The sequence below is a fragment of the Rhodococcus rhodnii NBRC 100604 genome, from assembly GCF_001894925.1.
GTDB classification, from domain to species: Bacteria; Actinomycetota; Actinomycetes; order Mycobacteriales; family Mycobacteriaceae; genus Rhodococcus_F; species Rhodococcus_F rhodnii.
Genome location: NZ_BCXD01000016.1, coordinates 108,152 through 122,419, shown reverse-complemented (window position 1 = coordinate 122,419; position 14,268 = coordinate 108,152). Strand labels below are relative to the sequence as shown.

At 70.6% G+C, this 14,268-nt stretch carries 15 protein-coding genes; 11 read left to right on the top strand and 4 right to left on the bottom strand.

Annotation, left to right across the window (positions count from 1 at the left end):
- Positions 1–264: 264 nt before the first annotated feature.
- From RR1_RS13500 to RR1_RS13490, 3 genes are all read right to left on the bottom strand, one after another.
- Positions 265–804: an Rv1733c family protein gene (locus RR1_RS13500; protein ID WP_040775783.1), complete on the bottom strand. Its 540-nt coding sequence runs from the start codon at positions 802–804 to the stop codon at positions 265–267.
- A gap of 167 nt (positions 805–971) precedes the next feature.
- Positions 972–1,700 carry a peptide-methionine (S)-S-oxide reductase MsrA gene (gene msrA / locus RR1_RS13495; RefSeq protein WP_010840483.1) on the bottom strand — a complete coding sequence of 243 codons (729 nt, stop codon included), beginning with the start codon at positions 1,698–1,700 and terminating at the stop codon, positions 972–974.
- Positions 1,697–2,788, bottom strand: coding sequence for an acyltransferase family protein (locus RR1_RS13490; RefSeq protein ID WP_143153838.1), 1,092 nt, complete (start codon positions 2,786–2,788; stop codon positions 1,697–1,699). The genes msrA and RR1_RS13490 overlap by 4 nt, the downstream gene beginning before the upstream one ends.
- A gap of 340 nt (positions 2,789–3,128) precedes the next feature.
- Here RR1_RS13490 and RR1_RS13485 point away from each other — a divergent pair, with 340 nt between their 5' ends.
- Positions 3,129–3,752, top strand: coding sequence for a superoxide dismutase (locus tag RR1_RS13485; RefSeq protein WP_010840481.1), 624 nt, complete (start codon positions 3,129–3,131; stop codon positions 3,750–3,752).
- A gap of 74 nt (positions 3,753–3,826) precedes the next feature.
- On the opposite strand, the gene RR1_RS13480 is transcribed toward RR1_RS13485, so the two are convergent.
- Complete coding sequence (locus tag RR1_RS13480; RefSeq protein ID WP_010840480.1) at positions 3,827–5,086, bottom strand: hypothetical protein; 1,260 nt, start codon at positions 5,084–5,086, stop codon at positions 3,827–3,829.
- Positions 5,087–5,521: 435 nt separating this feature from the next.
- Here RR1_RS13480 and RR1_RS13475 point away from each other — a divergent pair, with 435 nt between their 5' ends.
- The 10 genes from RR1_RS13475 to RR1_RS13430 all read left to right on the top strand — a co-directional run bounded on the left by RR1_RS13475 (position 5,522) and on the right by RR1_RS13430 (position 14,265).
- The gene (locus RR1_RS13475; RefSeq protein WP_010840478.1) at positions 5,522–6,241 is read left to right on the top strand and encodes a TMEM165/GDT1 family protein; all 720 of its coding nucleotides are present in this window, start codon (positions 5,522–5,524) and stop codon (positions 6,239–6,241) included.
- A 96-nt stretch (positions 6,242–6,337) separates the two neighbouring features.
- On the top strand, positions 6,338–6,586 hold the full coding sequence (locus RR1_RS13470) for a monovalent cation/H+ antiporter complex subunit F (protein WP_238559103.1): 249 nt from the start codon (positions 6,338–6,340) through the stop codon (positions 6,584–6,586).
- Entirely contained in the window at positions 6,583–6,873 is a 291-nt protein-coding gene (locus RR1_RS13465; protein ID WP_010840476.1) for a cation:proton antiporter, read from the top strand. The genes RR1_RS13470 and RR1_RS13465 overlap by 4 nt, the downstream gene beginning before the upstream one ends.
- A complete protein-coding gene (locus RR1_RS13460) occupies positions 6,870–7,835 on the top strand; it encodes a hydrogenase subunit MbhD domain-containing protein (RefSeq protein ID WP_010840475.1) in 966 nt (321 codons plus the stop codon). The genes RR1_RS13465 and RR1_RS13460 overlap by 4 nt, the downstream gene beginning before the upstream one ends.
- Positions 7,832–8,143, top strand: coding sequence for an NADH-quinone oxidoreductase subunit K (locus tag RR1_RS13455; protein WP_010840474.1), 312 nt, complete (start codon positions 7,832–7,834; stop codon positions 8,141–8,143). The genes RR1_RS13460 and RR1_RS13455 overlap by 4 nt, the downstream gene beginning before the upstream one ends.
- On the top strand, positions 8,140–9,606 hold the full coding sequence (locus RR1_RS13450; RefSeq protein WP_010840473.1) for a complex I subunit 5 family protein: 1,467 nt from the start codon (positions 8,140–8,142) through the stop codon (positions 9,604–9,606). The genes RR1_RS13455 and RR1_RS13450 overlap by 4 nt, the downstream gene beginning before the upstream one ends.
- Positions 9,603–11,105, top strand: a complete 1,503-nt coding sequence (locus RR1_RS13445) for a proton-conducting transporter transmembrane domain-containing protein (protein WP_010840472.1) — start codon at positions 9,603–9,605, stop codon at positions 11,103–11,105. The genes RR1_RS13450 and RR1_RS13445 overlap by 4 nt, the downstream gene beginning before the upstream one ends.
- On the top strand, positions 11,102–12,916 hold the full coding sequence (locus RR1_RS13440) for a complex I subunit 5 family protein (RefSeq protein WP_010840471.1): 1,815 nt from the start codon (positions 11,102–11,104) through the stop codon (positions 12,914–12,916). The genes RR1_RS13445 and RR1_RS13440 overlap by 4 nt, the downstream gene beginning before the upstream one ends.
- Positions 12,913–13,407, top strand: a complete 495-nt coding sequence (locus tag RR1_RS13435) for a Na+/H+ antiporter subunit E (protein WP_010840470.1) — start codon at positions 12,913–12,915, stop codon at positions 13,405–13,407. Before RR1_RS13440 ends, RR1_RS13435 begins: the two co-directional genes overlap by 4 nt.
- 90 nt (positions 13,408–13,497) lie before the next feature.
- Positions 13,498–14,265 carry an SDR family NAD(P)-dependent oxidoreductase gene (locus RR1_RS13430; RefSeq protein WP_010840469.1) on the top strand — a complete coding sequence of 256 codons (768 nt, stop codon included), beginning with the start codon at positions 13,498–13,500 and terminating at the stop codon, positions 14,263–14,265.
- Positions 14,266–14,268: the final 3 nt, after the last annotated feature.

Here is a 14,268-nt window from a genome sequence, read left to right as displayed (position 1 = left end):
TCACCACCAACCCGAAGGTCGGCCGATCCGGGGCAACCGTTCCAGCCTACCTCGAAGCCGAATCGAAGGCAACTGTGTTGCTTCTCACCGGTGCGAGGCGCGGGCATCTACTCTACACGAGAGTTCGTCCTGATTGCCAGGCGCTCCCCGTACGACCTCGTTGTCTCACCGGGCTCGAAAGCCGGGAGTCGGTGTCCGTGTCGCTCTGACCTGAACGAAGGTACGCGATGACCGCGGCCGTCGCCAAATCGCCTGGTAGATGGCTCAGTGGGCGGCTTCGTCGCCCAGGAAGCCGCGGATCTCGCGATCCCATTCGGCCGTCCGGCGCCGATCGAGCATCACCCGGGCGCCCATGTATCCGCACAGCGCGAGCGAGGTGACCGCGAAGAAGGTGAACACGCCCGACACGATCGCGGCGGTGTGGACGGCCGTCGGCGTGATCGGCGGCGCGGTGGGATTCCCCTGACCGTCGACCCACAGCGTGACGACGGAGCCCGCGGGAGTCCCCTCGGCGACGGCGACGTCCTCGGTGTGGGTGGCACCGCTCGCCGAGGTCCACGTCGCCGGCGCGACGTGGAGTGCCGCCCCGACGAACGCGTTGTCGGCGGCCTCGGACGGGGCCGCGGATTCCGCGGTCGTCGTGGCGTCCACCTGAGAGGTCGTCCTCGCCTGCTGAGCGGCGAGCTCCGTCTGGCTGCGTTCGGTGGAGATGCCGACCATGACCGACAGCGGCACGAGTGCGACCACCAGAACCGCGATCGCCGCCTTGAGATACGCCTCGATGCGGTCGGTCCGTCTGATCATCGGATCTCCGTGGGGCCCGAGACCCCTGCGGATCATGACCTTCTCGCCGTTCAGTTCCCGCAACATCGTCGTCCGGTCCTCTCAGCCGCACACCCGCCCGCATTCCACGTTCGTACGCTGCAACAAGGGCCGCAAGGTTTCGGTACCGACCGGCGGTGTGGCGTTGGTTACGTCGGCGGCAGAACGTCCCGCTGAGCAGGCGCTCGCTGCTTGTCGACGTTGCCGTCCGCGTCGAACAGACCCACCGGGCAGCTCACGCCCGTTGCGTGCACCGGGCAGTACCCGTTCGGGTTCTTCGCGAGGTACTGCTGGTGATAGTCCTCGGCGTAGTAGAAGTGCACGAGCGGCGCGATCTCCGTCGTCACGGCGCCGAACCCGGCTGCCGCGAGGCGCTCGCCGAAGGCCTCGGCGGTCGCCTCGGCGATCTCGACCTGCTGCTCGTCGAGGGTGTAGATCGCCGATCGGTACTGCGTGCCCATGTCGTTGCCCTGCCGCATTCCCTGCGTCGGGTCGTGGTTCTCCCAGAACTCGCGGAGGATCGCCTCGTACGAGATCACCGACGGATCGAAGACGACGAGGACCGCCTCGGTGTGGCCGGTGCGTCCCGAGCACACTTCCTCGTAGGTCGGGTTCGGGGTGTAGCCACCCGCGTAGCCGACGGCGGTCGAGTAGACGCCGTCCAGCCGCCAGAACTCCTTCTCGGCTCCCCAGAAACAGCCCATCCCGACGACGGCCTGCGCCATACCCTCGGGGAACGGGGGAACGATGCGGTGACCGTTGACGTAGTGGTTCTCGGGGACCGGGATCGGATTCTGCCGGCCGGGGAGGGCGTCGTCGGCTCCGACCATCGCCGATTTCGCTGCCGCGCGACCGAACACTTCGTCGTACCAGCTCATAGCGAAAGGCTACGCGCGCCTGCGGGTGTGTCCACCCGCTCACGCCGGGGCCACCACGACAGGATGCGTCTCGCCGCGGGGACCTCGACGAACCGGTAGAGCGCTTCGGCAACGACACACGTCGCGACGACGAACGCGACGATCGCGCCGGTGGGCCCGACGACGTCGACCGCGTTCTCGTACACGCGGTAGAGCACCAGGGTGTGCACGAGATAGATGGTGTAGCTGCGCGTCGCGGTCCAGCGGACGAACGAGAGCCGCGCGAGCGGGCCGTCGTACCGCGCGAGCAGGACGACGACGGCGGCGACGACGGCGATCGTCCACGCATAGCGCTCGCCGGCCCAGTAGACGCGGTAGTCGGACGCGATCGCGACGACACCGAGCTGCGCGAGAACGGCGACACCGAGCCAGCGTTTGCGCGCGAGCCCGGCCCACGCGAGATAGACGATCTGGCCGAGGAAGACGACCGGGAGGGTCGCCGCGATCTTCGAGAGCATCGGCACCGAGAACGGCTGCGGCACGTAGAGGTTGTAGAAGATCACGAGGCTGCACAGCGCGGCGCCCGCGATCGGCAACGCGACGGGCGCGGAGCGCAGCACCGGACGGCCCGCGATGCACAGCAGATAGAAGGTGATCTGGACTGCGAGCGTCCACGTGACACCGAGGACGGCGACCTCGGGCTTCAGGAAGAATCCGCCGAGCACGAAGCTCAGCGCGGCCTCGCTGCCCGTGATGCCGTCCTGGCCGCTGAACATCCCGTTGATGCCGGCCCGCACCAGCAGGATCGCGGCGAGAATCGCGACCCAGAAGGCGGGCAGCAGACGCGCCGCCCTGGCGAGGAGGAAGCGGCCCGGCGACGTCCGGATCGCCGACCGCGTCACGAGCGCACCCGTCAGCATCATGAAGATCGCGACGCCGACGAACGAGAGATGCTGATTGAGCCCGCCGTGGTGGACGAGCACCTCGTAGACGACGTCGATTCCCCACCAGCCGGTGCCGAGATCGTCGACGAGATAGAAGGAGATGTGCGAGTACACGACCGCGAGGACGGCGACGAACCGCAGCAGATCCGCCCCCGTGAACGTCACTCGCGGAGCGTCACCGCGGGTGTCGGTGACGGGGAGCAGGAAACGCACCGCGCGAGTGTACGGTCCTCGTCACCCGCCGGACCATCGGCGTACACCGGATCGTGACGCAGCCGGGACCTTCGGCGAATCACCTTCGGACTCCCTGCCCACCACGAAACCGCGACGGTGTACGAATAAGAGGGGACGACTGTCCGTGTGCCGCCGGATCGAGTTCCCTCGGCCGCCGGCCCGCCGTGTCGCGGCCGGACGGGTCGTCTCCGAGCAGCATCGTTCGAACGCAGAGAACTGCACGCAGAGAACACAAGGGCTGGGCTCACCTGCCCGGACAGAAGGGACCGAAGTGTCTGAATACACCCTGCCGGATCTCCCCTACGACTACGCAGCCCTCGAACCGCACATCTCCGGCAAGATCATGGAGCTGCACCACGACAAGCACCATGCGACGTACGTGAAGGGTGCCAACACGGCGCTCGAGAAGATGGCCGAGGCGCGCGAGGACGGCACGATCGCCGACAAGGCGCTGCTCCTGTCGCGCAATCTCGCGTTCAACCTCGGTGGTCACACCAACCACTCGATCTTCTGGAAGAACCTCTCGCCGAACGGTGGCGACAAGCCGACCGGTGAGCTCGCCGCCGCGATCGACGACCAGTTCGGTTCGTTCGAGAAGTTCCAGGCGCACTTCACGGGTGTCGCGACCACGCTCCAGGGCTCGGGCTGGGCGCTCCTCGGCTACGACACGATCGGTCAGCGCCTCGTGATCGAGCAGATGACGGACCAGCACGGCAACATCACCGCCGCGATCATCCCCGTCGTCATGCTCGACATGTGGGAGCACGCGTTCTACCTCGACTACCAGAACGTGAAGCCCGACTACGTCAAGGCGTGGTGGAACGTCGTGAACTGGGCGGACGCCGCCGAGCGCTTCGACCGCGCGCGCTCGCAGGGCAACGGCCTGCTCGGCTGAGCGACCGACGCAGCGAAGAACCACACGAGGCCCGCACCCCACGATCGGGGTGCGGGCCTCGTCGTGTGCGGACCCTACCCGTGGGCGCCTCGGCGGCGGTCACGGCGGGCGGCGAGAGCGCCACTCCCTGCGACCGCGCCCGCTGCGACGACGCCGGCCACCGCCACTCCCCCGAGCACCGCGACGGCCGGATGCCACTGCTCGCCGCGTGCCTCGGGATAGTGCGTCGCGACGGCGACGGGCGCGACGGCGTCGGCACCCGTCGGGAGTGCCGCGAGTCCGGACCCGACGTTGCCCGTGACCTGATCGCCCGCGCGACCGAGCGTCGCGAGCCCCTCCTCGACCTGGCTGCCGACCGTGCCCACCAGCTCGGGTGCGCCGTCCGCGATGGGGACGATCCCCTCCTCGAGCTGCGCGGCCGCCGACGTGAGGCCGGCGCTCGCGGAGTTCAGCTGCGCGACCGCGCCGCGGACGACGTCGGAGAGCCGCTGATCCGGTGCAGCGCTGTTGCCGAGCGCGTCGACGACGCTGGACAACGCCGCCGCGTCCTGCTGCACGCCGTGCAGGGCCGCGACGTGCTCGTTCGCGCCCGGGACGTGCTGCGCGATCCTGACCGTGCGATCGGCGACGTCGGTGAGTGCCGCGGCCGCCGCCCGCAGATCCCCGACGGTCGTCCCCGTACGGTCGAGCGTCTCGGCGGCGGCGCCGGCCGGTTCACCGAGTCCGCCGACCATTCCGGCGACGTCGTCCGCGACTCCGCTCAGCTGAGCCGACCCCGCCCGCGCGGCTTCGAGGTCGGCGAGCAGGTCGTCGACGCCGCCGAGCGCGTCGCCCGCCGCTGCTTCGGCGGCCGAGGTGCCCGCGCCGAGGAAACCCGCCGCCGTCATGGCCTGCTGCAGATCGAGGCGCGCCGCCGCGGTGTCGCCGAGCAGGTGGGCGACATGCGCCTCGTTCGCCGCTCCCGCGACGGCCGAGGCCAGCTCGTGAGCGCGAGCCGGGTCGGAGCCGAGGATCTCGACGTCGACCGCGGTCGCCGCATCGGGATCGTCGTCGTCGGGCACCGTGATGCGCGCGAACCAGTCGCCGCCGCTGTCGTCGGGCCTCGCCGTGATCCAGTCGAATCCCTCGTGGGCGACGAGGCGCTGCGTGAAGTCCTCGCCGTGTCCGGCGGTGTCGACGATCGCGACCGGGCCGTCGGCGGAACCGCTGTCGCGCTCGACGAGCGCCACGGCGGTCGCACCGGAGACCGCGGCGAGCGCCGTCGTCGCCAGAATCCGGGTCGCCGCGCGGCGGCGGGCAGGGCTGCGTGCGTCGTCGCTCGTACCGTCGCTCATACCGCCGGAGGCTACGGATCGCGTCTGGCCGGCGTCTGTGACGATCTCGAGAGCCGCCTGAGACCGCCCGTGACGAGGGGTTCCGGTGAGCTGCTCCGGCGGCGTACGGGGAGCCGAACTCATCCGTCACCGTCGACCCCAGAATTGCACTCGATCCTCCAAAATCGTTGTGCGCTTTGCATATTCGGATCAGCGCTGTAACGTGGCCGACAACGAAGGGGAGTAGCCCCCAATCGATCGTGTCGACACACTGGTCGCACCGCCCGCCGATCTCGGCGAGCGAGCACCCGGCACACGAACCGGAGTCCCGAAGTACCCGAGTCCTCCGGTGGGCGAGACCTTCGGCCGATGACACACACCCGATGCGGCGCCGCCGTCCGGGTCACCGGCCGGAGGACTCGCGAGAACCTCCGCCCGACGGAAGGAGGACCACCCGTGCTCGAGGCACTGCTCATCAGTTTCGGCGTCATCTTCGTCGCCGAGCTCGGCGACAAGTCGCAGCTCATGGCGATGACGTTCGCGTTGCGCTATCGCTGGTGGGTCGTCGTCGCCGCGATCACGGTCGCCACCGCCGTCGTACACCTCATCTCCGTCGTCATCGGCCATTACGTGGGCGTCGCACTGCCGACCGAGCTGATCGGCATCGTCGGCGGCCTCGCCTTCCTCGCGTTCGGCGTGTGGACGCTGCGCGGCGACAGCCTGTCGAGCGAGGAACGCAGCAAGGCCCAGCGCGTCACGACGTCCGCCTTCTTCGCGGTGCTGTCGGCCTTCTTCCTCGCCGAACTCGGCGACAAGACGATGCTCGCGACCGTCACGCTCGCGGTCGATCACGACGCGTTCGGCGTGTGGCTCGGATCGACGGTGGGCATGGTCGCGGCGGACGCGCTCGCGATCGCACTCGGTGCCGTCCTCGGCCGACATCTGCCCGAGCGGGCGGTCGCGCTCGGCGCCGCGGTGCTGTTCTTCGTGTTCGGTGTGTGGCTGATTCTCGAGTCCACCGTGGACGGGTCGTCCGTCGCCGTGGCAGGCGCCGCGAGCACGCTCGTCGTCGGCGCGGTCGCCGCGATCTGGTGGCACCGGCGCACCCGGCCCGCCGAGGCGGATCGGCCCGCGAGCAGCACCGATCGACCCCATCGGGACGCCGAGACGAAATAGGATTCCCCCAGTCCCAGCCACGCCACGCACGGGGGGTGATGTCAGATCGAGGCGTTCCTCATCGCCGCGACGCTCATCCTGCTCGTGGTGTTCGTGGTGTCGTCCAGTCGCATTCTGCGGGGGCCGTCGACTCGTGACCGGTTGACGGCCCTGTTGCTGCTGTCCACCACGGGTGCGGCGGCGCTGGCGCTCCTCGCCGAGGCCCTCGACACTCCCGCGTTGCGCGACGCCGCGCTCGCGATCGTCGCCCTCGCCACGATCATCGTCTTCGTCCGCGTCTCCGCCGAACGCCGCCGGGAGGCCCCGCCCCCGGGCGAGCGCAGCGACGCGGAGGGCGAGCGATGATCCTCGACGCCCTGACGGTGATCCTCGTCTCGGCAGGGCTGGTGTTCTTCACCGCGGGCACGATCGGGCTGCTGCGGTTCCCGGACCTCCACAGCCGGTTGCACGCACTGACGAAGGCCGACAACCTCGGCCTCGGCCTGATCCTGCTCGGCCTCATGGCACAGGTCGATTCGTTCGGCGGCGCCGCGAAGCTGCTGCTCGTGTGGTTGTTCGCGCTCGTCGCCGGTGCGACGAACGGCATCGCGCTCGCCGGACGCGGCGGCGACCGGGGCGGTGAGTCGTCGTGATCGCGAACGTCCTCGACGCCGCGCTGTGGGTCGCGGCCCTCGCGACCGCCGCCACCGCGACGCTCACCCGCCGCCGCACGACGGCCGCGGCGATGTTCCTCGTGCTCGGTCTCGTCGTCGCGCTCGTGTGGGCGCGGCTCGGAGCACCCGACATCGCCCTCGCCGAGGCCGCGATCGCGTCGGGCGTCACGGGCGCACTGCTCATCGCCGCCGTCACCGAGTTTCCGACGCCGGACGAGCAGCGTCGCCGGCCGCTGCTCGGTGCCCTCGAACTCGTGGTCGGTGTCGCCGTCGTGATCGTCCTGTCGGTGACGTTCGTCGTCGCACTCCGGGACGGCCGCGGCGCCGACCGGCTGGGCGAGGAAGCGCTCGACGACGTCGCGAACACCCCGGTCTCGCACCCGATCACGGCGGTACTCCTCGACTTCCGTACGTACGACACGCTGCTCGAGATCGCGGTGCTCGCCGCCGCCGCGATCGCCGCGCTCGCGTTCCACCGCGGTGGCCGGCTCGACGCCGTCGGCCGCGTCAGCGAGCCAGGGCCCGTTCTCACGTCGTACGTCCGGATCGTGGTGCCGCTGCTGTTCGTCGTCGCGGCGTGGGTGCTCGTCGCGGGATCGACCCGCACGGGCGGCGCGTTCCAGTCCGGTGCGATCGCCGCGGGCGCCCTCGTCCTGCTGCACCTCGGCGGATTCGGCAGGGCGGTGCCGACGGGGCGATGGCTGCGGCCGATCGCGTTCGTCGGTCTCGGCGTGTTCATCGCGACGGCCGTGCTCACGTACGTGTTCGGCGACGGCTGGCTCGTGATGGACGAGCCGTGGGGCGGTTCGGTGATCCTGGGCGTCGAAGCGGCGCTCACGGTGAGCATCGCGATCGCTCTCGCGGGGCTGCTGCTCGCGGGAAGCCCCGATCGCCCGGCGGACGACGAGAGCCGGGCCCACGAGCACGGGAGCCGGCGATGACGCGCCCCGAGTGGTTCCTCGTGCTCGGCGTCGTCCTGTTCGTGCTCGGCGCCGCGCGGATGATCTTCCGGACGGACACGATCCACCGGATCGTCGCGCTCAACGTCGCCGGGATCGGGACGCTCGTGGTGCTGATCTCGATCGCCGCCGATCTCGCGCGCGACGGCGCGCAGCCCGATCCGGTGATGCACGCGCTCGTGCTCACCGGGATCGTCATCACGGTGAGCATCACGGGACTCGCGCTCGTCATGGCACGGTTCGCGGAGCGCGCACGGCGTGAGCGCACGGACCGGGACGAGACTCGATGAACGAGCTCCTGCCCGTGCTGGTGTTCGCGCCGCTGGTCGCCGCGGGCGTCGCTGCGCTGACGCCGGAGCGGTTCGCCGCGTGGTTCACGACGGCGACGACCGCGCTGCTCACGCTGCTCGCGGTGCTTGTCGCGGTGCGGGTCGCGGCCGACGGACCGCTGCGGCTCGCGCTCGGCGACTGGCCCGTTCCCGTCGGGATCACGATGCGGGTCGACGGCCTCGCCGCGGTGATGCTGCTGCTCACCGGTCTCGTCGGCACCGCGGTGACGATCTTCGCGACGGCCGCGCGCACGCTCTCGCGCTGGTTCTGGCCGCTGTGGATGTTCCTGTACGCGGGCCTGGCCGCCGTCTTCGTGTCGGGCGATCTGTTCAACACGTACGTCTCGCTCGAACTCGTCACGATCGGCGCCGTCGCGCTCGTCGCGATCGGCGGGCGGGACTCGATCGAACCGGCGCTGCGCTATCTGTTCGTCGCGGTCCTCGGATCGCTCGCGTTCCTCATCGCCGTCGGACTGTTGTACGCCCGGACCGGGACTCTCGACATCGCGTCCGTCGGCGACGTTCTCGCGGGCGGCGCCGGCGAGCACGACGGCGCGACGGCACTCGTCGCACTCGCGATCGTCACGGTCGCGATGGCACTGAAGACCGCACTGTTCCCGCTGCACGGATGGCTGCCGCCCGCCCACGCGGGAGCACCCGCGGCCGTGAGCCCGCTGATGTCCGCGCTCGTGATCAAGGCGTCGTTCTACGTCCTCGTGCGTGTGTGGGTCGAACTCGGTGGCGTCGCGGGCGCGCAGGCCCTGGCGCAGCTGCTGGGCGCGCTCGGTACCGCCGCCGTCGTGTGGGGCAGCGTGCTCGCGCTGCGACAGCGGGCACTCAAGCGCGTCGTCGCGTACTCGACGGTCGCGCAGATCGGCTACTTCTTCCTGCTGTTCCCGCTCGTGACCCCGGCACTCTCACACGACGCCGCGCCGGGCCTCGTCGACGCCGCGGAGCACGCGTGGCGCGGCGTCCTGCTGCTCGTGCTCGCGCACGGCGTCGCGAAGGCCGCGATGTTCCTCACCGCCGGCGCACTCGTCACCGGCTACGGGACCGACCGGCTCGGCGCGCTGCGTGGCAGCGGCAACCGATTCCCCATGCTGGCGTTCGCGTTCGGCGCGTCGGGCGTGTGTCTCGCGGGCCTCCCGCCGACGCTCGCCTTCGCGGGCAAGTGGGACGCGCTGTGGGCGACCCTCGGCACGGGGCAGTGGTGGTGGCTGCTCGCCCTGCTCGGCGGCACCCTGCTGACGCTCGCCTACACGGCACGCGTCCTCACGATCATGCTGCGCGTCGACGTCGGCGGTGAGCAGCCGGCGCCGATCCCCGCCCGGATGCGCTGGAGCGCACTCGTGGCGGCCGTCGTCGCCGCCGTCGGCGGACTGCAGGCGATCGGGATCGCCGACCTGCTGGGGGTGCTCTCGTGAGCATCGTCGCCCCCGTCATCCTGCTGACGTCGCTGATCCCGGCCGTCGTCATCTTCTTCCTGCCCGAACGCCGGTCCGGGATCCGCACGACGCTCAACCTCGCGGGCGCCGTCCTCAAGATCGGGTTCGTCGTCGCGCTCGTGCCGCCCGTCGTCGGCGGCGATCGCATCGAATGGCGGACGTCGTTCCTCCCCGGCATCGACCTGGTGCTGCGCCTCGAGCCGTTCGCGCTGTACTTCCTCGGGCTCTCGGCGCTGCTGTGGCTGCTGACGACGATCTATGCGATCGGCTACCTCGAGGGCCCGAACCAGAGCCGGTTCTTCGCGTTCTTCAGCCTGTGCGTCGCCGCGACGACCGGAATCGCGTTGTCCGGCAACCTCGTCACCTTCCTGATCTTCTACGAGCTGCTCACCCTCGCGACGTATCCCCTCGTCGCGCACTCGCAGAAACGCGCGACGTTCGACGGCGTCCGCACCTACCTCGCGTACACCTTCTCGGGCGGCATCGTGCTGCTGCTCGGCGTCGTGTGGCTGACGTACCTCGTCGGACCGGTCGAGTTCCGCGAGGCGGGTGCGCCCGCCGTCGCCGACCTCGCCCGCGAGCGTCCCGCGACGGCGATCGCGATCTTCGTGCTGCTCATGATCGGGCTCGGCGTCAAGGCCGCGCTGTTCCCGCTGCACGGCTGGCTGCCGCGGGCCATGGTCGCGCCTGCCCCGGTGAGCGCGCTGCTGCACGCCGTCGCCGTCGTCAAGGCGGGCGTCTTCGGCATCGTCCTCGTCATCGACGACGTGTTCGGCGTCTACGTCGCCGACGACCTCGGCGTCCTCGCACCGCTCGTGATCCTCGCGTGCTTCACGATCCTCTACGGCTCGGTACAGGCGCTGCGCCACGACAACGTCAAGGCCCGGCTCGCGTACTCGACGGTGAGCCAGGTGTCGTACGTCGTGCTCGGTGCGTCGATGGTGAGCGTCACCGCGACGACCGGCGGCGTCGCACACATCGTCAACCAGGGCCTCATGAAGATCACCATGTTCTTCGTCGCGGGCATCCTCGCCGAGACGATCGGCGTCACGACCGTCCGCGCGACGAATGGCGTCGGCAGGCGACTCCCGTTGACCTGCACGGCGTTCACGATCGCCGCGCTCGGCATGATCGGGATTCCGCCGATCGCCGGCTTCGTCTCCAAGTGGTATCTCGGCATCGGCGCGCTCGAGGCCGACAAGGGCTGGGTCGTCGCCGTCCTCGTCGCGTCGAGCCTGCTCAACGCGGCGTACTTCCTCCCGATCGTGTACCGGATGTGGTGGGGCGAGCCCGATCCCGCGACGACGTGGACGACACCCCCGTCCCGGCAGCGGGCACGGGCGGAGGCGCCGTTGCCGCTGCTCGTCCCGACGCTCGTCACTGCGCTCGCGGCGATCGCGGTCGGCGTGTTCGCCGGGCTGCCGTACTCGCCGCTCGAGATGGCGCAGTACATCGTCGAAGGGACGTACGGACGATGACGACTCCCCTCGTCGGCACCGCCGACCACATCACGAGCGCGACCGGGCCCTGGCCGTGGGTCTGGGCGGCGGCCATCCTGCTGCCGCTGCTCACCGCGGTGGGCCTGTGGCTCACCCGCGCGGGCTCGCGGCGCACCTCGGATCTGCTGACGAAATATGCAGCCCTGACCTTCGTTCCGAGCATCGCGCTCGCCCTCGCGGGCCCCGAGGCCGGAAGCGTCGAGGCGACGTGGCTGCTGCTCGGGACGTACCTGCAGGTCGACACGATCGGCCGGCCGCTGCTGCTCGTCGCAGGCCTGCTGTACGGCGCGGCGGCGATCACGGTGTGGTCGTCGCGCACCGAACGCCGCGACACCCTCACGGCGTTCCTGCTGCTGAGCTTCGTCGGCAACGCCGGCGTCTTCGTCGCCGCCGACACCGTCACGTTCTACCTGTCGTTCGCGCTCATGAGCCTCGCCGCGTACGGGCTCGTCGTCCACGGCCGCACCGCGGCGTCACGGCGTGCGGGCCGCATCTACATCGGCCTCACGATGCTCAGCGAGATGGCGGTGCTCGCCGCGATGCTGCTCGTCGTCCAGGCGGGCGGACGGATGCTCGTCGACGCGCCCGCGGCCGTCGCGGCGTCGGACCACCGCAACATCGTCATCGCGCTCCTCGTGCTCGGCTTCGGGATCAAGGCGGGGACGTTCCCGCTGCACGTGTGGCTCCCGCTCGCGCATCCCGCCGCACCGCCGCCGGCGAGTGCCGTGCTCAGCGGAACCATGATCAAGGCGGGTCTCGTCGGCTGGCTGCGGTTCCTGCCCCTCGGCGAGATCGCGCTGCCCGGCTGGGGCGCCGCGATCGTGGCACTCTCGCTCGTCGGCGCGTTCGCGGCGCTCGCACCGGGCGTCCTGCAGAAGGACCCGAAGGTCGCCCTCGCGTACAGCAGCATCAGCCAGATGGGCTTTCTCGGTGTCCTCGTCGGCACCGCGCTCGCGAGCCCCGAGGTCGCTCCCGCGTGCGTGCTCGCCGGGATCGTCTACGCCGTGCACCACGGCATCGCGAAGGGCGGGCTGTTCCTCGGCGTCTCGGTGTGGCGCAATCACGCCTACGGCTGGATCCGCTGGTGGGTGCTCGGCGGGCTCGCGCTGCTCGCGCTCGCCGTCGCCGGTGCGCCGTTCGGGAGCGGCGCCGTCGCGAAGTACGCGTCGAAGGAGGCGCTCGGCGATTCGACGTTCCTGTGGTTCTCGCTCGCCGACCTGCTGCCCTTCGTCGGGACGGTGTCGACGATCCTGCTGCTGCGCGGCGGCTGGCTGCTGATCACCGGGTCGCGCGAGCACGCGTGGGGTGTCGACGGCGCCGTCGTGTCGTGGTCGATCCTCATCCTCGGCGGCACCGTGCTCACGTGGTACCTCGCCGGACAGTGGGCCGGTGTCGTCTCCGTGCCCGGACTCGACACCACGACGCTGTGGGACGCGACCTGGCCGATCCTGCTCGGCGTCGCACTCGCCGCCGTCGCATGGTGGCCGGCACACCGCCGGTTGCTCCCGCAGTGGGCCGCGCACCCCGACGGCGAGACCGTCCCACCGGGCGATCTCGTCGTCCCCGAGGAACGCGTCGTCGAGGCCGTGCGCACGACGCTGAGCCGCGCCTCGCAGGCGGCGTCCGCGGCCGACGCCGAGGCGATCGCCCGCGTCCGCAGACGATGGCACGCGCGCAGTCACGACTCGGCGGAGCGCGCCGACGCCCACATCGGCACCTGGCTCGGCTCGGGCGCGGCGCTCGCACTCGTCACCGCGGCCACGATCGTGATCGTGGTGATCTCGGTATGAGCGCGCTCCGGTTGCTCGCGTCCGTACTCCTGCGGATCGCCGGATTCGGCGCGGTCTGGTGGGCACTCGCCGAAGGCGATGCGAGCATGTTCTCGTACGGCGTCGTGATCGTGCCCGTCGCCGTCGCGATCAGCCTGTGGCTCGTTCCCCCGACGACGCCCGCCGTCCCGCTCCCCCGCCGCGTCGTCGCGCTCGGTGCGCTCGGTGGCTGGTTCCTGTGGCAGTCGCTGCTCGGCGGCATCGACGTGGCGCGCAGATCGATCCGGCGGCCCGTCGGCGTCGATCCCCACGTCATCGAATACCGGATCGGGCTCACCTCGCCCGCGGCCCGCGTCGCGCTCGCCGACCTCAACGCCCTGATGCCGGGCACACTCTCGGTCGATCTCGACGGCGACGTCCTGCACGTCCACGTCCTCGGCCACGACATCGACGCCCGCGGCCAGATCGCGCGCCTCGAACAGCGCATCGCCCGCGTCACCGGGGAACGGTAGCCACCCCACCCGTTTCGCTATGGTGCAGATCGCACGGCACGCCGCATGTGACGCGGCGACACAGGTAGGTCCTTCGAGGAGAGGTACGACGTGGAGATTCAGGGAAGCGCAGCGCTCGTCACGGGTGCGGCGTCGGGGCTCGGCGCCGCGACGGCGAAGCGACTCGCGGACGCGGGTGCGACGGTGTTCGGCATCGACCTGCAGCAGTCCATCGACAAGGCCGGCGACTCCGTCCCCGCAGGCGTCACGCTGGTGCCCGCGGACGTCACGAGCGACGCCGAGGTGAAGGCGGCCGTCGATCGCGTCGTCGAATCGGGTGTGCCGCTGCGCATCGTCGTCAACTGCGCGGGCGTCGGCTGGGCCGGCCGGATCCTGTCCAAGCACGGCCCGCACGACCTCGAGCTGTTCCGCACCGTCATCACGGTGAACCTGCTCGGCACCTTCAACGTCATGCGCCTCGCCGCCGACGCGATCAGCCGGACCGAGACCGTCGACGAGACGGGCCAGCGCGGCGTCGTCGTCAACACCGCGTCCGTCGCGGCGTTCGAGGGCCAGATCGGCCAGATCGCGTACTCGGCGTCCAAGGGCGGTGTCGCGGGCATGACGGTCCCGGCCGCGCGTGACCTCGCGAAATTCGGTATCCGCGTCGACACGATCGCCCCCGGCATCATCGACACCCCGATGCTCGCGGGCGTCACCGACGAGTACCGCGCGGGCCTCGAGGCGGGCGTGCCGTTCCCATCGCGCCTCGGACGTCCCGACGAGTACGCGCAGCTCGTCCAGATGATCGTCGAGCACGACTACCTCAACGGCGAGGTCATCCGCATGGACGGCGCACTGCGTATGGCACCGCGGTAAGCA

Coding starts and splice junctions, on each gene's coding strand:
- RR1_RS13500 (WP_040775783.1), bottom strand. CDS start 804: ATGATCAGACGGACCGACCGCATCGAGGCGTATCTCAAGGCGGCGATC.
- msrA (WP_010840483.1), bottom strand. CDS start 1,700: ATGAGCTGGTACGACGAAGTGTTCGGTCGCGCGGCAGCGAAATCGGCG.
- RR1_RS13480 (WP_010840480.1), bottom strand. CDS start 5,086: ATGAGCGACGGTACGAGCGACGACGCACGCAGCCCTGCCCGCCGCCGC.
- RR1_RS13465 (WP_010840476.1), top strand. CDS start 6,583: ATGATCCTCGACGCCCTGACGGTGATCCTCGTCTCGGCAGGGCTGGTG.
- RR1_RS13455 (WP_010840474.1), top strand. CDS start 7,832: ATGACGCGCCCCGAGTGGTTCCTCGTGCTCGGCGTCGTCCTGTTCGTG.
- RR1_RS13450 (WP_010840473.1), top strand. CDS start 8,140: ATGAACGAGCTCCTGCCCGTGCTGGTGTTCGCGCCGCTGGTCGCCGCG.
- RR1_RS13440 (WP_010840471.1), top strand. CDS start 11,102: ATGACGACTCCCCTCGTCGGCACCGCCGACCACATCACGAGCGCGACC.
- RR1_RS13435 (WP_010840470.1), top strand. CDS start 12,913: ATGAGCGCGCTCCGGTTGCTCGCGTCCGTACTCCTGCGGATCGCCGGA.